We start from the raw sequence: 22399 nt of genomic DNA, 5'->3' as shown, positions 1-22399 counted from the left end.
TGGAAGAATCAAACGCAACGCATACATTCTTGATAAGAAAACCCAAAAACACAATGTGCTCTATTTCAGACCAGTTGAAAATGATCTTGAAGATTACTATGACTGGATGACGGAATACCAAGAAAAGCATCCTGATCAACCAATTTTCACAAGTGAATGGTTATTTCCATCAATGAAAAATCCAAGCAAACACATTGATGAAAGGCGCTACTACATGATTATGCACAAAGTAGGTGAAGTGATAAATATCGATTATCTTGGGACACACACGATGAGAAAAACAGGAGCTTATCGTGTCTATGAACAATCAAATCATAATATTGCGTTAGTTATGCAGCTATTGAATCACTCATCAGAAAAAGTTACTTTGGCTTACCTTGGATTAGATAAGGAAGCTAGGGAACATATCTTAGATACGATTGATTTTGGCTAATGCTGAGAGGAGGATTCTATGGCCTTTAAAAACATTTAAGACCAATAAGTAATCGTTTAGCTCCTTAAAATGCGAATTTATAAAAAGTACAAAATTAAAGCATCGTCGAATTGACGATGCTTTTTCTTTTTTTAAATATATTAAATTATGTAAAGTAACTAATGCATGCGTGAAAAATCGAGCTCTTGATCTGTTCCAAGCAAACGATCTACTTTTTCTTCCATTACTAAACGACGCTTGCCATACATCATCCAAATTGTAACGATCAATCCAAAAATCAATGGAATAATCGTTGTAGCCCAATCATTAAAGTCACCTGTCCAAGTTGATGGTGAGTTCCAACCCCATTGAATATTTATAAAATAATCGTTAAAGAAGTGAACAATCATAATAAACCACAATTTACCAATGTAAAAGTAGGCAACAACCCACATCATCGCATCAGTAACTGCCAAAACTTGCGAGATTGTGGCCGCAACCGTTTGCCCATTCCATCCAATGTTAGAAAAATGGGGCAAAGCAAATAATAAAGTTGAACCATAGACAGCGATAGGAATACGCCATTTTTTCAATTTTCTGGAAGCGATTAGCAAAATCATAATGTTGATATAGCGTTCTGCTTCTTCAAGAACTCCTGGTTCCAACGCAGAAGTAAAACTGGTACATTGATATATTTACTGTGAATGTCAACAATATAAGAAAATAAAATCGAGAAGATGTTATTGCCGTTGCCACCAAAAGTATTCCACGCAACATTTATTACTAAAAGTAGAATCAGTAATGCAAAGGCAGAAACAACGTCTTGGTTATTTATAGAATGCATTACCGGCAAGTTTTTGCTGATAAGCAGGCCTTGATCGCTGCCATATTGCACATCAAGAAAGAGACCAAAAGCTATCAATCTTAAAAACCAATTTTTTATTTGACTAGCTGAGACCATCGCTACTGGCAATAGTAGAACCAACCAAACTAGCCATAAAAGCAGAATTATTAAAATCGATACTTGTGGCATCAAATGCAGCAAATTGTTACCGGTAATTGCCCAGTATTCGCAAAACTGATCACGCAGAATCAGCAAGTTTTAAATAATACGTAGCTTTGTTTTTGCCTTGAAAATAATTTAAAACTAACAGCAAAAACAATTCTCCGGCAACCTAAAAATTATTCCTGCTAAAGGTTGCACCTTCATATAACTGAAATAAAATGGCATAAATTATCTCAATATTTAACAGCAACTGCCATCTAGACCGCCTCCAACTTAATATTTTCATTCTATCTCTTCTAAATATTTTCATTATACCTATTTGATAGCAAAAATAATACAAAATAATTAACTAAGGAGCGATTTGATAGAAAAAACAGTTTCTATCTTATATAATACAGGAGTAGAAGATAGATAAGGTAATAGAGGTAACGATGATGAAATTCAATAAGAAAATTGCACTTGTTTCTGTTGCTGCATTAATGGGAATTGCCCCCGTGGCAACTATTGCAATCAACAATAACCAAGTTGTTACTGCTGCTACTTATAGTCAGCGGAAACTTAGCTTCAAACATAATTCTTATGTTTATAACAAAAAAGGACAAAGAGTATATAAATACAAAAAGCAAAATGCGTACTTTAAGAAAAATTCTAGCTTAAAGGCAGCTATTGTCACTAGCAATGCTAAGACCCACTATTACTTTTATGATAAAAAGGGCAGCAAAATCTACCTTAAAGTTTATACAATCAAAGGCAAGAAATATTACAACATCGGCAGTGGTTGCTACATCAACATTAATAATCTTGATCTAGTAGATAATTCAACCATTCTTACTGATCAAAATGTAAAGGTTAGAATCGATAAAACCGTTCATACCAACAACGCTGATGGTACTTTTAATAATGAAACCCTGAAGAAGGGAACAGTCATCACTGCAGATGGATTCGGTGCTATTCCGGGTGGTGAATGGATTGATTCAGGCGTACCACAAGAATATTACCGGATTGCTGGTACGAAGAATACTTATGTTTCTGCCGAATACACTACATTATTAAGTTCGGTTCAAAATGGCAACGAATTCGATGATTTATATGGTACCGCTGCTGAAGTGAAAGGTACTGCTACATCAATTTATAACATTGACGGAAAGAATATGTATCCTGGCTACACGACCTCTAAGCACGAAACTTTCGCTGTTGATGCCGCAATGTATCTTTGGGTACCAAGTGAACAAAAAGCAGAATTATTCTACTCAATCAACACTACTCCGATTGCTGTTTATGATAGCAAGCACCAACAAAAATTTGAGAGACCAAGTGAGCCTTTTTTTGTTAAAGCTTCAGCAACGATAATTTCTCAGGGAGTAACGCCAACTCCTATCAACACTGCTTCTGAAGCTGAGCAGGATGCTGAACCTGCAAGCACAAGTCAGCAAAGTGCTTTAAATGAAGAATTATCAAAAGCTGACACTGTTAAAAAGAGTTTGAAATACACCAATGCAAGCAAGACTAACCGTGATACCTATGATAAGGCCATCAGTAAAGGCAAAACTCTTGCCGATTCAAAGACTGCAACTGGTACACAAGCAATTCTAGAAACAGCATTAATCAAACAAGCGGAAAATAATTTGAATGGTGCCAAAATCAAGGTTGCTTATCCAAACTTCTTAACCGATTATGATAAAGTTAAAATTCGCAATGCGGCAATTTCTGCAACAGGTTCTAACTCTATCCAGTGGGCAAATCATGATCGTGAATTGTGGCAAATGGAGTATGGCAAAAACGATCAAGTAAGTTACAAGAAGCTTGATCTTAATGATTACATTCAAGCCGATACCCCTAAGATTAAGAATAAGAAGGGTTATGATTCTTCTGCAACTCCTGCTTCAATTGAAAAAGATTCAACTTTAGCTAAGTATGCCAAAATGCTTGATTATGATATGCGAAAGAGTGCTTTAGTAGCCAAAAAGAATACCTATATTTATCAAAGCTCAACAAAGGTAGGCTCAGGTTCTAACTTCAACGTCAACAAGATCAGTTTGAAAAATACTGGTCGTACAATCAAGAAGGGCAACAATATTGGCTATTACACTACTTTGGTTGTAAAAATTAAAGGCCAATACTACTTCATGATTCAAGAAAAGAGTACATACTTCATTAAGGCAAGTGACGTTAAGCTTGATAATTTCAGCACTAGCGCAACTTACAAGAAGTATCAAAATATGATTGATAATTTGATGGGCCCAACTCAATTGATTGACTTTGAAATTTCAGTTCAAGCCAAGAAGAATACTACAATTTACAACACTGATGAATACAAAGAATTAACTCCAAGCAAGCAGATCTTAAAGAAGGGTAAATATGACTTCTTTGTTGATCCATATGTTGTAAAATACAATGGTGCATATTACTTCACTGGTGGTGAAGAGTTTAACGATGACTATGATCCTGAAGGTGCAATTAGAGCAACTGATGTAGCTAAAGTGGTCAAGGGTCAAGTATTTTAGAATAGAATAAAAACCGGTTAGCTTAGCTAACCGGTTTTTTATTTGCTTTTTTGATAAAGGTGATTTGCTTCCCAGATAGCAAGAAAAGCAATCAGACCATAAAATGCGGCGAAGTAGCCTGAATTATTGATCGAAGTAATACCAGCAATTACGGAACCAGTAAAGGATCCCAGTTAAATACCGATATTTGCAAAAATAGAATTCAATGAGGAAGCTAAATCGACGGAAGCGGGATACTTATCTTGCGCAATATCCAAAAACATAATTTGCATGGTTGCGCCATAACTTGAATAAAAGACACAGAGAATTGAAATGACGACAATACCAATCCATGGGAAATGAAGCGTGACACCCAAAAGCAAAGATAAAATAGTCATTATAAAATAAATGAGTGGCAATCGCTTAACTCCACTATGATCAGCTAAAAACCAGCAAACTTATTACCGACAATTGAACAAACGCCTAAGAAGGAAAGAATCCAGTTCAAGGCTGTTGTATCAAAGCCCAAGGGGCCAGTAATCAATGGCCGAATAAAAGTATAGTAAGTATAGTCAGCTGCACAAACAGCGACTACAAATAAAGCCGCGAAAATTATTCTCTTGTCTCCCAAGATGGCAAATTGTTTTTGCAGGTTGCTGCGGGTTTGCGGCGTATTTTTGGGAACAATCAATAGTAATGAAACTAAAGAAATAATTGTCAAAATTGAAATAACGCCAAAGCTTACATGCCAATTAGAGATATGAGCCAGCATAGTACCAATAGGCAGTCCAACAACTGATGCGATGCTAAATCCAGCAAAGACCCAGGAGAGCAAGCCAGCTCGTTTATCCATTGGTGCAATGTAATTTGCGAGTACTAGGACGAGTGAAATAATTGCTCCAGCCGTACATGCCGTTAGAATTCTTGAGCAAAACAATGACCAATAGTTGGTAGTCAAGGCTGTCCAAGTATTTCCTTACTACATAGCCCAAACTGGATAAGGATGTGTGGTACTCTTTGGCAATATCGGGCAAAACTCCTACAATCATGTATTCGTTGCAGCCCAACATAAAAGCGATGAAAATAAAAAGCATCGATTAAAGCCTGCCATGCTTCAACATATTGGTCTTCTTTTGGATTAGGCCAATGAATCAAATATAGATCAAAGTAATCCAGATCAGCCGAATAAAGAGATTCCTGAATTTGTGTGATTGCTTCCTTATATGCATGGTGTCGGCCAGGTAATTTTGAAGTGACGAAAATGTGATCACGAGGAACGCTGCTATTCTTGATAGCTCTGCCTAATGCACACCTTCATTTTCATAATTAACAGCTGAGTCCAGAAGGCGATAGCCATTAAGCAAGGCATTAGTTATCGCAGCAACGCCTACATTTCCTTGCAATTTATATGTTCCAAAACCCATTTTTGGAATACGATTACCATCATTAATTGTAAAGTATTGCATTATTTTTTCTTTCAATTAGATCTACCAATATAATCATAGATCATTTGAATTAATGCTTAAACGAAAAAGCTCATTGGAACATAATTCCAATGAGTCGTTTAATTGTGTGTAATTAGTAGACTTACTGATGCAAAGTAATATATTGTTGGTAATTATTTTGAAGGATCTTACTCCTAGAAGATTTCTTGAAGAAAAATTTAAGTAGGTCAGTAAGTCCATTACTTACTCTAATCATTTAGAGAAGCATGTTAAATAATGTGTACATAATTAAAAGACCCACATCTGGAGACTGACCCAGATGTGGTTCGAGATTTGTTGTATTTCTTGTAGTTGACAATGTAACGAGTAGCTACACCGATCATGTGGACAGAAATATGAGATCCATCAAGGGAACTGAAGCTTAAACCAAATTGCTTGTTTTAGCATCATAGCCCTTAGCTGCACGTTCGATTTTGGCAACATCGTGAGTTGCGTCCCAAACTGAACAACCATCAGCGTTGTAATTCTTTGCTACAACATTAGCAAAACGTAATGCATGACTGCTATAAGTCCATGCTTTTTTACCAAATTTAGCTCTTGCAGAATTGATAACTGCTAAAGCATATTTGCTGATCTCAGCCTGATCAGCTTTAGAAAGGTTAGTGACATCAACTGTACGATTGTCTGATGAATCGTCATCACTAAACACATTATTCTTCATACAGCCATTGAGCCTTTAACCAATGCAGCTTTATCTGATTTACTTAATTTGCCCGTATTAGCTTTTAAAACATTACTCTTTGTATAGCCTGAATAGAAGTTAATATTTGTGGTTGCTGCAGCTTGAACAGTTTGGCAACTGATATTGTTATCTTGATTATTAATAAAGGAAATTCCTCCAAATGCCAATGCTGCAGAAACTCCAAATAAAGAAATTAACTTATAGCTCTTTTTCATAAATTTCCTAATCTACAATTTATATATAACAAAGCCATACAAATTTCGAAAACTTATATGCGAGGAGTAGTCGGTTCCTCATAAGTTTTACTCTTCAAAGTCTCTTCAGGTATTACATTACCAGTTTATAAGTGGTCGTCTATACTCGAATACGTTAAATAACAGCTTAAGTTATTAAATATATGGCGTTTTTAAAGTGAAGAATGCCTAAATATAGGCTTTTCGGGGGTGTTTTCTATTCAATTCTATAAAAGAAATAAATAATACAATTTATTTTTGAAAAAAGCTAAATATATAATATATTATATTAAAATAATGAATGTAATAGTATTTTTCATTAAAATATAGGGCAGAAATGCCTTAATAACAAGGGTTATTCAATTTAGGATATACGCATATAGTCATAAGTGCAGCAAAGCAGACAGGTAATTGCTAAATAATTTGTTTATTAGGGAAAAGAAATAGAATGGCATGTTATTTCAAAATTTTTATAATGAACAGAATTTAGCAAGTACGTATATATGATTTAGACTAGTATTTTTATAATCTCTAACAAATGTCGTTATAAAAACATTTTTGCTTTAAGTGATTACTTTAATCATATTTATTTGTATTATACAAATAGACTTCGGAAGAAAAGTATTTTCTTGGTTTTTATTCAAGATTTTCGCTGATTTAAATTTTTAATCAGCATATTTAAGTCTAAATGAGAATATATTTTTTGGCATAAATCACTCAATTCTGCATTTATGGTGTTCACATATACATTTAAATAAATGAATTCACCAAACTCAGAAAATCTATATACCATCAGCAAGGAATTGAATAGATTATTTTTGATTCAATATAGATAAAAACAAAACTTATAATTTATATTCTTATCAAACAACTAAACAAATGGCTGCAATAATCATCTCAACATGCAGCTTGCCTCTACAATACATGTATGACATGTTTGATTAAAACAGAAATTTTAAACATACAAAGATATCCCTGTTTTTAGCAGATATAAAAAAGCGATGATCAAATTTGATCATCGCTGAAAAATCTTTATACAATATTTATTCTATTTATCTTCTATTTATTACTTATGACTTAAATGTTTAATAATTAATTGTCTTAATCATTTTTAAATGCCAAAGAATTCATCTGTCAGAATTCATATAAAAATTAACTTTGCTGAAATCAATCAAGTTGGATAATTCATAAATATATGAAATTTATTATAGATATACAATGAAGTTATTTTAATTAATCATAATTGATCTTTGAATTTGAACACTTTCATTTAATTATTTTAGAGTCAATTAACTATTTAACTAAATTATTTTGCTAAATAGTTATGCTGTTTTGCTGAATTTCAAATTTAAATTATTCTTATTACATGTCTTATCCATAAACTAGATCGAATAATAGATAAGAATAACCTAAGCCGTGTGAAAAAATAACCATTGTCTTTTTTTCATTTACTTATGCTTGGTCAAAAAAGGTACCTGTAACCATGCCATTTTTTGCAAGAATTTTGACTCGTTTTTCTACCATCTTATGACTACTTCCCTTCTGATTATGTCTCACTAATCCGCAACCTGTAACTAAAAATATGAGTACAAATATTAGTACCAGGACGTTCCTTTTCATGATTTCACTCCTTTTTGAAAGATTTTATCCCCTAGAGTGGACTATAATGCAAATTTACAGTTGCCCTCGAGTTAACTCTAGCTATTAAAATCAAATTACATTCGATATCTGTAGTTTAGAAAGGAAATATCATGGCGTGGATTTTTAATCTTAATTATTGGAATAATTGTCGGTGCAGGTAGCTTTTGGGTCTTTAACTCCTTCGAACCTGCAACTTTCTCTTCAATTTCAACTAGTAATTTAAGGCAATGGTGACTTTAAAAAGATTTATAATCAACTAAAAGAAGCAGACGTCTGAAGTTAACCCCCAGGTTGGATTTTCGTCCAACTCTGGGGGTTAACTTCAAAAAGCACTACTTTTTATTTACTTTTGCTTACTCTGTGAGCACTATAATATAGTAAAGATCGTACTGACTTTAATGGATTCGATATGATTTAAAATTTTGATTTCAAATTACATTTCATTAAAAGAAATTAATTTACAACCAGTCTTTTTGGCTAATTTTTTACATGAATCCGTAAAATCTGATTTTAAAAACAAAGAATATTTCTTTTGCGGATATTTAAAAATTGTACTCAAATTAATTAATTTTTCTAAAATACTTTTAGAAATTGGCTCATTCTTCCATTTGCATTCACCAAAGTATGCCAAATATTCATCAGGTGTAATTCCAACTACATTTAACTCGACTTGCGTTTTAGTCCTTGGATCCGTACCCCACCAATTATTTAGATAAATAAAAGGTTCTGGAATAAGATTTGTATCATCAATGTGCTCCCACAGATAGTTTTGTGAAAGCTTTTCGAATTCCGGTCCCATGAAACGATCAATGTCAGATTTAATAATCGTTAGTACAGTTTCTATTTTTCCGCGAAGAATTGTACTCATATATTTACTAACATAAGTATGCCAAAATCTGAATAAACCGGATGAGAACATAATCTCTAAAATAGAAGTACAAAAATAACTCCAAGAATTTCTGTTTCTTGGAGTTATTTTTATGTACTTTCTGTAAAAATTTTCTTAGATCTTTTGTTCTTTAAGGGCACGATTTCCAATATCATGACGATAAAAGATATCTGAAAGATTAACTTTATTCAAATATGAATACACGTTATCTTGTGCTTGAATTAAACTATCGGTTTCTGAAATCGCCATAAAGAGACGACCCCCGTCTCCAATTAAATCTTCTAAATTGCCCTTAACATTTGCATAATCAATATAAGTATTCTTATTTTCAGGTAATTTTCCAATTTGAATATTAGGAGCTGGATGAGTTGGGTAACCTTGGCTGCAGACTACTACACCTAATACGGCTTTGCTGGTTTCTTCAATTTCAGGCAGCTTTTCATGATTTACCGCCGCATCAATGACTTCGGCAAAATCATTTTTAACACGAGGCAACACAACTTGGGTTTCAGGATCACCTAAACGAACATTGTATTCGATGACTTTAGGACCTTGCTCAGTCAACATCAAACCAATATACAATACACCACAATAATGGTATTCTCCCTGAATTAAACCATTCATCGTTGGTTCGACTATTTCGTCGATCATTCTTTGCCGATCTGCCTGTTTTAATTGTGGTAAAGGAGAATATGAACCCATACCGCCTGTGTTAGGACCCTTATCGCCATCTCCCACTCGTTTATGATCTTGAGCCATCGGCAAAATCGTAAATTGGTCTTCAGAAACGATGACAAACATGGAATATTCTGGTCCAACCAGGCATTCTTCAAGAACAATTGCTGTTTGACCGCCGGCAAACATTTCTTTGATTGTTTCTTCAGCAACGGCTTTATTCTGAGCAATAGTCACACCTTTACCACCAGCCAATCCGTCTTCTTTAATAACAACTGGATAGTCAAAATCCTCTAAACCAGAAATACAAGCCTCAGGACTAGTAAAAGTTTCATGCCGAGCAGTTGGAATATGATATTTGTTCATAAAGCGCAAAGCATAGTCCTTTGACCCTTCTAGTTGTGCTGCTCTTTGATTAGGTCCAAAAATCTTTTGACCAGCTTTCATAAATTTATCCGTAATACCAGCACAAAGGACATTTTCCGGTCCCACAAATGTCCAATCAACAGCTTCAGTTTCCGCAAATTTTAGCAAACCATCGAGATCAGTTTCTTCAATTGGAACAGTTTCGACGCCGATTGTTTGCATGCCAACATTACCAGGTGCGCAATAAACAGTTTTTACATGTGGACTCTCTTTAAGCTTTTTTGCTACAGCAAACTCACGTCCACCCGAACCAACGACTAATAAAGTTAAATTATATTTCATAATTTTTTCTTTCATTAACTAATGTCTAAAGTGACGATAACCTGTAAATACCATCGCAACACCGTATTTATCTGCCATTTCAATTGAATCTTGATCACGAATTGATCCACCTGGCTGAACAATAGCTTTGATTCCGTTTTGAGCAGCGTATTCAACACAGTCATTGAATGGGAAAAAGGCATCTGAAGCTAGGACAGTATGTTGATCAATTGCCTCACCGGCATGTTTAATTGCAATTTTGGCTGAATCAATTCTGTTAGGTTGACCAGCACCTACTCCAAGAGTTCGCTCATCATTAGCAACTACAATGGCATTTGACTTAGTGTGCTTTACAGCCTTCAAAGCAAACATCATTGTTTTCAGTTGAGCCTTAGTTGGTCGAACCTTAGTTACCACTTTCCAGTCAGCGATATTTTCGATCAAGGTATCTTGTTCTTGCTGTAAAACACCACCCATGACTGACACAATCTCTGGACGTGTTGGTTCATTTTCTTTATCAAAGTCTAATTCGAGCAATCTGATGTTTTTCTTCTTTTCCAAAACCTTAAGTGCATCATCATCAAAACCTGGTGCAACAACAATTTCCAAAAATATCTTGTGCATCTTTTCAGCTGTCGCTAAGTCAACTTTTCTATTTAAAGCAATGACTCCACCAAAAATTGAAACTGAATCTGCTTTATATGCCCGATCCCAAGCTTCTTCAAGATTATTGCCACGACCAATACCACATGGATTCATATGTTTCATCGCAACAACAGTTGGTTCATCTTGAAATTCACGAATACAGCGCAATGCTTCATCGGCATCTTTGATATTGTTGTAAGAAAGTTTTTTGCCATGTAATTGATGTGCTTGAAGAATAGAGAAGCTCTTAGGAATTGCATCTTCATAAATCCAAGCTTTCTGGTGAGAGTTTTCACCGTAGCGCATTTTTTCTTTTAAGTCATAGGTCAAAGTTAATTTTTCTGGATCTTCAAGTCCAACTTGCTTAGTCAAATAATTGGCAATAACAGCATCATAAGCAGCAGTTGCCCTGAAGACCTTTGCTGCTAATTTTGCCCTTGTTTCAAGAGTGGTGTTACCCTTTTCCTCAATTTCTTTTAAAACAAGATCATAATCTGCCTTATCAGTCACAACAGTGACATCTTGATAATTCTTTGAAGCAGCACGTAAAAGACTTGGACCACCAATATCAATGTTTTCGATTGCTTCTTCAGTCGTTACATCAGGCTTTTCAATAGTTTGTTTAAAAGGATAAAGATTTACACAAACTAAATCAATCGTCTGAATATTCAATTTCTTCAAAGTTGCCATATGTTCTGGATTATTTCTCTTAGCGAGAAGGCCGCCATGAATATATGGATTTAAAGTTTTTACACGACCATCTAGAATTTCGGGAAATTTAGTAACCTCTTCAACACTAATTGTTTTAATGCCAGCTTGATCTAAAACCTTTTTAGTACCACCGGTTGAAACAATTTCATAATCATTTTGAGTTAAGCCTTTGGCAAAATCTACCAAATTGGTTTTATCGCTAACGCTAATCAATGCTCGCTTCATTTTTAGTCTTCTTCCTTTTCTATTCTTTGACTTAATACTTTTTTTAACGTAGCTGGAAATAATTTATGCTCTGTTGCATGCACTCTCGCTTCAAGAGTATCAACCGTGTCATCTGAATAAATTGGTACCGCTTGTTGAGCAATAATTGGCCCATGATCTAGGTGAGCATCAATAAAATGAACAGTGACCCCAGTTTCTTTTATTTTTCCTAACTTATAATCCTTAAAAGCTTTTTCAATTGAATTAAGGCCTGGGTAGTTTGGCAATAAAGCAGGATGCAAATTAATAATCGAATTTGGATACTTATCCAAAATTGTGGGACCAACCACTCTCAGATACCCTGATAAAACTACGAAATCAATTTGATAATCTTGCAACACTTTGAGTAGACGCTTTTCATATGCATCTTTACCGCCACACTCTTTAACAGAAAAAGTCTCGTATGGCACTCCCAATCTTTCGGCCCGTTTAATTACTGGAGCATGCGGATGATTGCAAAACATTAAAGCTTCCGTTCCAGGAATATCACCAGATTGAAATTTTTTTGTTAAAGACTCAAAATTAGTGCCATTCCCAGAGGCTAAAATAGCAACTCTCATTTTTGTCTCCTATTCAATGACGATCTTCTCTTGACCTTCAGGACGAGCGACTAATTTACCAATTTCATAAAACTTTTCATCTTCAGAATTCAGCTGTTCTTTAACTAAATCAACATTAGAAGGCGAAACGGCTAACACTAGACCGATCCCCATATTGAAAGTGTTAAAACAATCTTTTGCATTCAAATGACCTAAGTCTTTCAAATAAGTAAAAATTGGCAAAACCGGCCAAGAGCCTTTATTAACAATCGCTTGTAAATTGTCACTATAAATCCGTGGTAAGTTTTCGATGAGTCCACCACCAGTAATATGAGCAATTCCGTGAACCAAATGTTTTCTGACTAACGGCAAAACGGCTTTGACATAAATTCTAGTGGGTGTAAGCAATTCTTCGCCAAGAGTTTTTCCCCCCAATTCGGTTGGCTTCTCATTTAAAGAGATCTGATGATCTTTAAAGAAAATTTTTCTAACCAAACTAAAACCATTGGAATGAACGCCACTTGCTGGTAAAGCAATCAAGTGATCGCCTGCTTTTGCCAAAGAACTAGATAATATATTTTCTTTATCGGCAATACCAGTTGAGAAACCAGCTAGATCATATTCGTGGGGCTCATACATATCAGGCATTTCTGCGGTTTCGCCACCAATTAGAGCTGACCCGCTTTGCTTACAGCCTTCTGCCACACCTTTAACTACATCTGCGAGTTTTGTAGGATTATTGTGACCACAAGCAATATAATCTAGGAAAAATAATGGTTCGGCACCTTGGGCTAGCACATCATTTACACACATCGCTACACAATCAATACCGACCGTGTCATTCTTATGCAGACTTTGAGCAATCATCAATTTAGTGCCAACACCATCTGTGCCTGAGACAAGAACAGGATGTTGATAACCCAATTCTTCTAAATCAAACATGCCACCAAAGCTGCCAATACCGCCCATTACACCCTTACGTTTGGTCGCAGCCACCAAAGGTTTAATTTTAGTAACCAAATCGTAACCAGCAGTGACATCTACGCCTGCTTCTTTATAACGATTCATTTTATAATTCCTTTCTTTGTCGCCGTTCTTGAGCATTAAGGGATGCTAAATATCCTGCTTCATAATCATCTAATTCAGTTGGATAATTTCCATTGAAATATGCAACCGTCAGTCCTGATGATTTTCCTCTATCTGGTACATCAATTGCCTTAATTAAGCTGTCGACGCTTAAAAAATTAAGACTATCAGCACCAATGATTTTTCGCATTTCTTCAACTGAATAATGGGCAGCCATTAATTCAGCTCGTGTTGAAATATCAATTCCGTAAAAACAAGGAAATCTAAAGGGCGGACTAGCAATTCTTAAATGCACTTCTTTAGCACCGGCTTCTTTAAGCATTTTTACAATTTGCTTAGAAGTCGTGCCTCTAACGATCGAATCGTCAATCACAGCAATTTTTTTACCTGCAACGACGCCCCGCACAGCCGAAAGCTTTAACTTAACGCTTCTTTCACGCAGTGCCTGAGTTGGCTGAATAAATGTCCTAGCAACATATTGGTTTTTAACTAGACCCATTTCATAAGGCAAACCTAATTCTTCAGCATAGCCTGAAGCCGCAGATAAGGATGAATTAGGGACTCCAATCACCATATCAGCATTGGCTGGAGCTTCACGAGCTAACAGGCGACCCATTCTTTTTCTGGCATTATGAACGGTTACGCCATGGATGATGGAATCAGGACGAGCAAAATAAATATACTCCATTGAACAAATCGCTAAATGAGTTTTTTTAGTGAAGTGATCGATTTTCAAGCCATCTTTGTCGACAATAATTAGTTCGCCAGGCTGAACGTCACGAACAAATTTAGCGCCAATGATATCTAATGCACATGTTTCACTAGAGATAACGTATGCACCATTGTCTAACTTGCCAATACACAGAGGACGAATTCCATTAGGATCTAAAGCTGCAATCATGCGGTCTTTTAGTAAAAGCAAGAAGGCAAAACCTCCATGGACTTCATTTAAACTTTGTTTTAAAGCTGAAATAAAACCATCTTTAATATGATTACGAATCAAATGAATTAAAATTTCCGTATCAGATGAAGATTGAAAGATTGCGCCCTGCTTTTCTAATTTATTTCTTAAAGTTACGGCATTAACTAAATTACCGTTATGTGCCAAAGCCACATCTCCATCTAGAAAATGAAAGAGAAACGGCTGCACATTTTGAATGGAATTACGCCCGGTCGTACTGTATCTAACGTGTCCAATTGCGCTATCACCAATTAGTTTTTTCAAATCATTTGGATCAGCAAAAGCATCGGATAAGAGGCCACGATCGCGGTGTTGGTATAAATGTTCTCCATCGCTTGAAACAATTCCGGCACCTTCTTGACCGCGATGTTGTAAATTATGTAAACCTAAATATGTTAATTGACTGGCATCTGGAGCACCGAATACACCAAATACACCACATTCCTCATTTAGGCTTTTGATTTCATTAAACAAGGAATGCACTCCTTCCAAATTTTCTGTAATTCAGCAATTTTTTCATTTACTTGATCGTTCGACAATGAAATATTTAACTGTTTATCATTTGTCACTTGACCAATTTCAGTAACTGCTTTGCCCATTTCTTGTTCAAACCTTTCAGCATTTTCGGGATCAACAGAAACAAGCAATCTTCCCGGAGTTTCGCTAAACAGAAGATTTTTATCAAAAGCAAGATTTACTTCAGCCCCAAAGTCTGTATCAAATAAACTTTCAGCAAGAGCAACACCTAATCCACCTTCACTTAAGTCATGAGCACTTTTTAATAAGCCAACAGTCATCAGCTTTTGTAATTTGTAGAGATATTCTTTAATTTCTAATAAATTCGGAGCATGTGGCAAACCACTGATTTTGCCTTCAATCATCTTTTGTAATTCTGAACCTGCAAAATCAGCATCTGTTTTACCAACAAGATAAATCTTGTCGCCAGTCGCCTGCATGTGCATTGGAACAACATGATCATAATTTTTGATCAAACCGACCATGCCAATCATTGGTGAAGGATAAATAGCCTTGCCATCATTTTCGTTATAAAGAGAAACATTTCCTGAAACAACAGGTGTCTCTAGGATTTCACATGCATCGGCGATTCCTTGACAAGATTGATGTAATTCCCAGAAAATCTCGGGATCATTAGGATCACCATAATTTAGACAATCAGTAATTGCCAATGGCAAACCACCACTAGCAACAATATTTGTCGCACTTTCAAGCACGGTTCTTTGACCACCAACTTTAGGATCAAGGTAGACAAATCGACCATTGGTATCAGTCGTCATTGCAATTGCTTTTTTAGTATGACGGATACGTAAAACTCCTGCGTCAGAGCCGGGACCAACAATCGTATCCGTTCTAACTTGTGAATCATATTGCTGAGTTACAAACTGATCATTGGCGACGGTTGGTTGATTTAACAGCTTTCTTAAAGTCTGGCCAGCATCGGTAATATTCGGCTTCCAGTCTTCTTGTTTTTCCGCATCGATTATTCTTTGTGGCTTTTTTTCTTTGCTCTCTTCTTCAAGAACTTCTTCAGTTAAAGTTACAACAGGAATATCACATACTGTTTGACCATCATGGTGAAGGACATATCTGCCATCATCAGTAATGCGACCGATAGTCACAGCATCAAGATTGTACTCATCAAAAATTTTCTTAACGTCTGCTTCATGACCCTTCTTAACACAAAGAAGCATTCTTTCTTGAGACTCGCTAAGCATAATCTCATAGGCAGACATATTAGGTTCACGTTGAGGAACCAAGTCAAGATTAAGATCCATGCCGGCCTTACCTTCAGTTGCCATTTCCGCACTTGAAGAAACAATTCCGGCCGCACCCATATCTTGGATACCGACGAGCCATTCACGATGATTCAAAATTAATTCTAAGCAAGCCTCCATCAGAAGCTTTTCCATAAATGGATCACCGACCTGAACCGCAGAACGTTGTGTCGCATGTTCTTTCGAAAAATCAGCTGAAGCAAAAGTGGCACCATGTATTCCATCACGACCGGTTTTAGCACCAACATACATCACCGCATTGCCAAGTCCAGTTGCGTCACCATGTTCCATATCTTTAATATCCATGATTCCCACATTCATGGCATTCAATAAAATATTGCCGTTATAACAAGGATCAAAAGTGGTTTCTCCGCCTAAGTTAGGAATTCCCATGCAGTTTCCGTAATCGCCAACACCTTTAATGGTTTCTTCCATCTTGTAGCACATTGTGGGGTTGTCTTTTAATTCGCCAAAATGAAGAGAATCGAGAATTGCTACAGGACGAGCACCCATACTAAAAACGTCTCGTAAAATTCCGCCAACACCTGTTGCTGCTCCTTGATAAGGCTCAACTGTAGTTGGATGATTGTGGCTTTCTGCTTTAAAAACAACTGCCTGTCCATCATCAATATCTACTACGCCGGCACCCTCACCCGGGCCTTGAACAACCCGTTTTCCTTTTGTAGGAAAGAGCTTTAATACTGGCTTAGATTTCTTGTAAGAACAGTGTTCACTCCACATTGCTGAAAACAAACCAATTTCAGTGTAGTTAGGCAAGCGATGAAGCAAATGATCACAAATATAGTTATATTCATGCTCTGATAAACTCCAATCAAGGTAAGGCTTTTTTTCTTTAATTTCTTCTGGCGTCATCGCTTGTTTCATGCTTGAACTCCTGCTTTCAAAAGAGATTTAAATAAAGGTAGACCGTCTGTTCCGCCAAGGATTTTTTCAATTGCTCTTTCAGGGTGAGGCATCATGCCTAATACGTTACCTTCCTTGTTACAGATACCAGCAATATCATGAAGACTTCCGTTTGGATTTTCACCATGATATCTAAAGACAACTTGATGATTGCTTTCCAATTCTTCAAGAATATCTTCATCTGCATAATAACTTCCTTCACCGTGAGCAATTGGAATATGAATTATTTGCTTTTCTGAATACTCTGTAGTGAATGGTGTGTTAGTGTTATCAACTTCTAGAGCCACAGTTTTACAAATAAATTGAAGATTATTGTTCTTTTTAAGTGCTCCTGGCAATAACCCCATTTCTGTTAATATTTGAAAGCCATTGCAAACACCTAAAACTAGCTTCCCTTCTTCTGCCATTTTTCCAACAGCTGGAATAATATTGGAAAAACGAGCGATTGCACCGGTTCTTAAATAGTCTCCGTAAGAAAAGCCGCCTGGTAAAATAGCTGCATCAAAGCCGGCTAAGCTTTTTTCCTTATAGGAAACATATTCAACTTCTGCCTTGCAAACCGTGTGAAATGCTTCATACATATCTATGTCGCAATTAGAGCCTGGAAAAACAATTACTGCAATTTTCATGCATTTTCCTCCAAAACTTTAATCTTGTAAGTTTCCATATTGAAGTTGACTAAAAGAGCTTCGGCGATATCTTTCACATCAGCCTTAACTTTATCCAAGTCATCTTCGTCTACAGTGACATCAAAAAACTTACCAACGACAATTTTCTTAACTTCGTTATGACCAAGAGAATTAACTGAATCAGTAATTGCGGCTCCTTGTGGATCAAAAACGGAAGGCTTGTAGGTTACGTAAATACGAACAGTGGTCATTTAAATCTCCTTAAGTGCTTGTTGAATACGAGCTAAATCTTGTTCATAAACAGTAGTTAAATCACCAATGTCTCTACGATAGACATCTTTATCCATATGCTTCTTTGTTTTCTTATCCCAAAGGCGGCAATTATCAGGTGAAAATTCATCTGCGAGGATAATATTGCCATCGGCATCTTTACCAAATTCAAGTTTGAAGTCTACTAACTCCATGCCTGCCTTATCAAAAAGAGGGATCAAAAGTTGATTGACTTGCCGTGATAATTCCCAAATTTTCTTTTGTTCTTCTGCATTGGCAATATGTAATGCAATTGCATCAGATTCGTTCATAATCGGATCATCAAGTTCATCGCTCTTAAAGAACAATTCTTCAACTGGGGTATCAAATTTCATCCCCTCGCCTAGGCCATAGCGACTTGAAAAATGGCCAGCTGCTATATTTCTTGTAACAACTTCAAGAGGAAACATTTTGCATTTTTTAACTAGTTCTTCGGTGTCTGAAATTTTCTTAATAAAATGAGTGGGAACGCCATTTTGTGCTAAATATTCAAAGACCAAAGTTGAAATTTCATTGTTCAAATAAGCCTTATTCTTAAAGTCGTCTTTCTTTTCACCGTTACCGGCTGTTGCTTGGTCTGTATAAACCACACGCAAGATTTCTGGATCATCCGTTGACCACATTTGCTTAACTTTACCGGTATATAACAACTTTGCCATTTTCTTCTCCTTTTTAAAATACGAACATTATAAATGAACACTCTATTATTTGTTCATCCTTATGGCAATAATACTATCAGCAGATTGTTTATATGTCAATATATAAATGTGAATATTTTTAAGGTGGGTCTTTTATATTGTTCGTATTTTACTAAAACTAAGTAAAAAATAAGAGCCTTATCAAAGGCTCTTATACATAATAAATTAATTAACTTTTGTCTTCCAAATGTGGGTCTCATTGATTTCCTGCAAGGTCTTTTCAATATTATCAGTGAGAATCGTCACGTGACCCATTTTACGGTTATGACGGATTTCGGCTTTGCCATAATAATGAAAATGCCAGTTGCTCTTCTCAGGAATTGTCTTTCTGACGCCAGCAACATGTTGTCCTAAAACATTAACCATGACCACTTTTGATAGCAGTTTAATTTTAGGCAATGGCCAATTGCAAATAGCACGGTCATGAATATCAAATTGACTAAAATTGCATGCTTCAATCGAATAGTGACCTGAATTATGAGGACGCGGCGCTAATTCATTTACATAAATATCCCCATTTTTTAGAATAAACAACTCTACGCCTAAAATGCCACGCAAATGAATTGCCTCTGCAATGCGTTTAGCAATTGCTTGTGCTTTGTCCAATATTTCTTTTGACACCCGTGCGGGAACAATACTTATATGCAAAATTTCGTCTGCGTTATAGTTTTCACTAACTGGAAAGACTGTTACTTCACCCTTAGTATTCCTTGCCACCATTACAGATGCTTCAACTTTAAATGGTACCCATCCTTCAAGGATGCAATCACCAGTTGCTAAAATTTGTTCAACATGTTGATTGTTCTTAAGATCAGCATCGCTCTTCAATACCTCTTGACCATGACCATCATAGCCGCCCTCGCAAGTTTTAAGCACGCAATTATAGCCAATCTGCTTAATAGCTTCTTTCAAGTCAGCCATATTTTTAACAGGTAAATAAGGTGCGGTCATACAGCCGGCACTGCGCAAAAAGTTTTTCTCACGTAATCGATGCTTAGTAATATACAGCAATTGCGTTCCTTGAGGAATTTTTACTTTGTCTGCAACATCTTTTAGTGCTTTAAGATCGACATTTTCGAATTCATAGGTTAAAACATCGCTTTCTTTTGCCAGCTCTTCAATCGCCTTAACATCTGAATATTCAGCAACAATTTGCTTGTCGGCAACTTGACCGCAGGGACAGTTAGGCGTTGGATCTAAAGTAATTACTTTCATACCACCATACTTAGCTGATAAGGCCATCATTTGACCTAATTGACCGCCGCCAATAATACCAATTGTTTTTCCTTGCTCAATAAAATCTGGATCAGTCAAGTTCTGCACTGCTTTCTTTTGCTTCATCATGCATCTTTTGTCGATAATTCTTAAGTTGTTGTCTTATTTTTTCGTTGCTAATTCCTAAAATTTCTAATGCTAGCAAGGCAGCATTACTTGCGCCAGCATTTCCAATTGCCGTTGTAGCTACAGGGATTCCTGTTGGCATTTGCACAATTGATAAAAGAGAATCCATGCCGCCTAACGCCTTGGTTTGTCCAGGCACGCCAATTACTGGAATAACTGTATTAGCCGCTGTCATACCTGGCAAATGAGCCGCCATCCCGGCACCTGCAATAATCACTTTAGTGCCGCGTTTTTCAGCTGCTTTAGCAAAATCAAGCATTTCATTCGGCATTCTATGTGCTGAAATGACATGTTTATCATAATCAATTCCAAATTGATCTAAAATCTGACAAGCATGCTTCATGGTTGGCCAATCAGATTTACTACCCATAATTACGCTTATTTCTGTCATGACTGCCTCTTAAAATAATCCTGTAATCTGACCATTATCATCAATATCCATTTTTTCGGCTGCTGGATGCCTTGCTAAACCTGGCATTGTCATCATCGTACCTGATAAGGCAACGATAAATCCTGCACCTAATTTTGGCACTAAGCTGCGAATATGAAAGTCAAAATCAGTTGGCGCACCTAGTTTTGCTTGATCATCTGTAAATGAATATTGTGTTTTGGCAATACAGATCGGCAAGTTGTCCCATCCTTGCTTATTAAAAGTTTTGATTTGTTTCTTTGCTTTTTTGGATAAAACTACTCGTTTAGCACCATAAATTTTTGTAGCAATAGCTGTTAGTTTATCTTCAATTGAATCGCTATTTTGATATAATTCATGAAAATCAAATTCTTGGTCGGCAAGTTTAACAACTGCCCTAGCTAATTCTTGAGTACCTTCTCCGCCTTTTTCCCAAGCGTCAACTTTAACGGCCTGGACATTTAATTCTTCACAGGCTTCTTGGATAGTCTTGATTTCGGCTTCAGTATCGCTAACAAAGTGATTAATAGCCACAACAATTGGCAAATTATATCTTTGCATGTTTTTAATGTGTCTACGTAAATTAGCCATCCCCTTTTTCAAGGCTGAAATATTTTCCTTAGTTAAGTCATTTTTATCAACGCCACCATTGAGTTTAAGAGCGCGGCAAGTTGCAACAATGACAACAGTATTTGGAGTTTTGCCCAAAATCGGACGTTTAATATCTAAGAATTTTTCAGCTCCAAGATCTGCACCAAAGCCACATTCAGTTACTGTATAGTCAGAAGTATTCAAAGCGATTTGAGTAGCTAAGACTGAATTACAGCCATGAGCAATATTAGCAAAAGGTCCGCCATGAATAATGGCTGGCGTATGATCTAAAGTCTGCACTAAATTTGGTTTAATAGCATCCTTTAATAAAAGCGTGATCGCACCCGTAAAGCCTAATTGGTCAACAGTAGCAGGAACTTTATCGTATGTGTAGCCAACTACGATTCGACCAATGCGCTTTTTTAGGTCATGCAAATTTTCTGCCAAGCAGAGAATCGCCATCATTTCAGAAGCGGCTGTGATATCAAAGCCTGTTTCTCTAGGAACGCCTTGCATGAGGCCGCCAAGACCAGTAACAACATTTCTTAAAGCACGATCGTTTACATCCTCAACCCGTTTCCAAATAATTCTACGCGGATCTAATCCTAAAGCATTGTCGCGCATGATATAGTTATCAATTAAAGCAGCCAAGGTATTGTTAGCAGAAGTTAAAGCATGCATATCACCTGTAAAATGAAGATTAATATCTTCCATTGGGACAACTTGACTGTAACCACCGCCTGTTGCGCCACCTTTAATGCCAAAAACTGGTCCCATTGATGGTTCACGCATTGCAATCGTAGTTTGATGTCCTAGTTGATTTAATGCATCTCCTAGTCCAACTAAAACAGTCGATTTTCCTTCACCGGCAGAAGTTGGGTTAATTCCCGTCACTAAAATCAGCTTGTGTTTCTTACCTTCAATTTTCTGAACAGGTAAATTAATTTTGGCCTTATAGTGACCATATTGCTCAATATCATCAGCAGATAAGCCTATCTTTTTGGCTATTTCAGTAATAGGTTGCATTTTAGCAGCATCAGCAATTTCGATGTCAGTAAGCATTAGTTTTCCTTTCACAATACGTACAATATTAGCTATTATCATCAATATTGTTCTCATTTAATTGATACAATTACGATACATCATCCATATGTTGTTTGTAAAGAAATACATTCACGAACTTTATTGATATTTTGCATATAAAAAGCAGCAAGAGTAAAGCTCTC

At 36.2% G+C, this 22399-nt stretch carries 18 protein-coding genes and 3 pseudogenes; 2 read left to right on the top strand and 19 right to left on the bottom strand.

Translation table 11 applies throughout. From position 1 onward, the window contains the following. Position 1: 1 nt before the first annotated feature. A pseudogene (locus tag B2008_RS05335) lies at positions 2 to 433 on the top strand (tyrosine-type recombinase/integrase); the annotation flags it as partial. Between the two features lie 158 nt (positions 434 to 591). On the opposite strand, the gene B2008_RS05330 reads toward B2008_RS05335, so the two are convergent. Continuing rightward, complete coding sequence (locus tag B2008_RS05330; protein WP_281828328.1) at positions 592 to 1077, bottom strand: type II CAAX prenyl endopeptidase Rce1 family protein; 486 nt, start codon at positions 1075 to 1077, stop codon at positions 592 to 594. Further along, the gene (locus tag B2008_RS05325; protein ID WP_281828327.1) at positions 1029 to 1511 is read right to left on the bottom strand and encodes a hypothetical protein; all 483 of its coding nucleotides are present in this window, start codon (positions 1509 to 1511) and stop codon (positions 1029 to 1031) included. Before B2008_RS05325 ends, B2008_RS05330 begins: the two co-directional genes overlap by 49 nt. 338 nt (positions 1512 to 1849) lie before the next feature. Between B2008_RS05325 and B2008_RS05320 the strand changes: the two genes are divergently transcribed. Then, a complete protein-coding gene (locus tag B2008_RS05320) occupies positions 1850 to 3922 on the top strand; it encodes a hypothetical protein (RefSeq protein WP_281828326.1) in 2073 nt (690 codons plus the stop codon). 38 nt (positions 3923 to 3960) lie between these two features. Here B2008_RS05320 and B2008_RS05315 read toward each other — a convergent pair. The 17 genes and pseudogenes from B2008_RS05315 to B2008_RS05235 form a co-directional block, all read right to left on the bottom strand. After that, a pseudogene (locus B2008_RS05315) lies at positions 3961 to 4995 on the bottom strand (MFS transporter). Next, positions 4982 to 5367 (bottom strand): annotated as a pseudogene (locus B2008_RS05310) (aldo/keto reductase); the annotation flags it as partial. The pseudogenes B2008_RS05310 and B2008_RS05315, both read right to left, overlap by 14 nt. A gap of 400 nt (positions 5368 to 5767) precedes the next feature. Further along, positions 5768 to 6067 carry an SEC10/PgrA surface exclusion domain-containing protein gene (locus B2008_RS05305; RefSeq protein WP_281828325.1) on the bottom strand — a complete coding sequence of 100 codons (300 nt, stop codon included), beginning with the start codon at positions 6065 to 6067 and terminating at the stop codon, positions 5768 to 5770. Further along, entirely contained in the window at positions 6064 to 6303 is a 240-nt protein-coding gene (locus tag B2008_RS05300; RefSeq protein ID WP_281828323.1) for a hypothetical protein, read from the bottom strand. The genes B2008_RS05305 and B2008_RS05300 overlap by 4 nt, the downstream gene beginning before the upstream one ends. Before the next feature lie 2092 nt (positions 6304 to 8395). Beyond that, entirely contained in the window at positions 8396 to 8881 is a 486-nt protein-coding gene (locus B2008_RS05295; RefSeq protein ID WP_281828321.1) for a DUF234 domain-containing protein, read from the bottom strand. Positions 8882 to 8965: 84 nt separating this feature from the next. Continuing rightward, positions 8966 to 10234, bottom strand: a complete 1269-nt coding sequence (purD, locus tag B2008_RS05290; protein ID WP_281828319.1) for a phosphoribosylamine--glycine ligase — start codon at positions 10232 to 10234, stop codon at positions 8966 to 8968. An 18-nt stretch (positions 10235 to 10252) separates the two neighbouring features. Continuing rightward, positions 10253 to 11794 (bottom strand): bifunctional phosphoribosylaminoimidazolecarboxamide formyltransferase/IMP cyclohydrolase, encoded by a 1542-nt coding sequence (purH, locus tag B2008_RS05285; protein ID WP_281828317.1) that lies wholly within the window; start codon positions 11792 to 11794, stop codon positions 10253 to 10255. A 2-nt stretch (positions 11795 to 11796) separates the two neighbouring features. Further along, positions 11797 to 12393: a phosphoribosylglycinamide formyltransferase gene (gene purN, locus B2008_RS05280; RefSeq protein WP_281828315.1), complete on the bottom strand. Its 597-nt coding sequence runs from the start codon at positions 12391 to 12393 to the stop codon at positions 11797 to 11799. Between the two features lie 9 nt (positions 12394 to 12402). Next, the gene (purM, locus tag B2008_RS05275; protein WP_281828313.1) at positions 12403 to 13440 is read right to left on the bottom strand and encodes a phosphoribosylformylglycinamidine cyclo-ligase; all 1038 of its coding nucleotides are present in this window, start codon (positions 13438 to 13440) and stop codon (positions 12403 to 12405) included. A gap of 1 nt (position 13441) precedes the next feature. Then, complete coding sequence (gene purF / locus B2008_RS05270; RefSeq protein ID WP_281828312.1) at positions 13442 to 14893, bottom strand: amidophosphoribosyltransferase; 1452 nt, start codon at positions 14891 to 14893, stop codon at positions 13442 to 13444. Then, positions 14869 to 17097 carry a phosphoribosylformylglycinamidine synthase subunit PurL gene (gene purL / locus B2008_RS05265; protein WP_281828311.1) on the bottom strand — a complete coding sequence of 743 codons (2229 nt, stop codon included), beginning with the start codon at positions 17095 to 17097 and terminating at the stop codon, positions 14869 to 14871. Before purL ends, purF begins: the two co-directional genes overlap by 25 nt. Next, positions 17094 to 17765, bottom strand: coding sequence for a phosphoribosylformylglycinamidine synthase subunit PurQ (gene purQ / locus B2008_RS05260; protein WP_281828310.1), 672 nt, complete (start codon positions 17763 to 17765; stop codon positions 17094 to 17096). The genes purL and purQ overlap by 4 nt, the downstream gene beginning before the upstream one ends. Next, positions 17762 to 18016 carry a phosphoribosylformylglycinamidine synthase subunit PurS gene (gene purS, locus B2008_RS05255; protein ID WP_281828309.1) on the bottom strand — a complete coding sequence of 85 codons (255 nt, stop codon included), beginning with the start codon at positions 18014 to 18016 and terminating at the stop codon, positions 17762 to 17764. The genes purQ and purS overlap by 4 nt, the downstream gene beginning before the upstream one ends. Next, positions 18017 to 18733: a phosphoribosylaminoimidazolesuccinocarboxamide synthase gene (gene purC, locus B2008_RS05250; protein ID WP_281828307.1), complete on the bottom strand. Its 717-nt coding sequence runs from the start codon at positions 18731 to 18733 to the stop codon at positions 18017 to 18019. A gap of 204 nt (positions 18734 to 18937) precedes the next feature. Continuing rightward, positions 18938 to 20113, bottom strand: coding sequence for a 5-(carboxyamino)imidazole ribonucleotide synthase (purK, locus tag B2008_RS05245; RefSeq protein ID WP_281828305.1), 1176 nt, complete (start codon positions 20111 to 20113; stop codon positions 18938 to 18940). After that, a complete protein-coding gene (purE, locus tag B2008_RS05240) occupies positions 20079 to 20564 on the bottom strand; it encodes a 5-(carboxyamino)imidazole ribonucleotide mutase (protein ID WP_281828303.1) in 486 nt (161 codons plus the stop codon). Before purE ends, purK begins: the two co-directional genes overlap by 35 nt. 9 nt (positions 20565 to 20573) lie before the next feature. Beyond that, on the bottom strand, positions 20574 to 22235 hold the full coding sequence (locus B2008_RS05235; RefSeq protein WP_281828301.1) for a formate--tetrahydrofolate ligase: 1662 nt from the start codon (positions 22233 to 22235) through the stop codon (positions 20574 to 20576). Positions 22236 to 22399: the final 164 nt, after the last annotated feature.

Origin of the sequence: Lactobacillus sp. UBA5813, from assembly GCF_002417895.1 — a bacterium.
Classification (GTDB): Bacteria; Bacillota; Bacilli; order Lactobacillales; family Lactobacillaceae; genus Lactobacillus; species Lactobacillus amylolyticus.
Note: the sequence above shows the minus strand (reverse complement) of the source record. Positions and strands in the feature narration are given on the sequence as shown.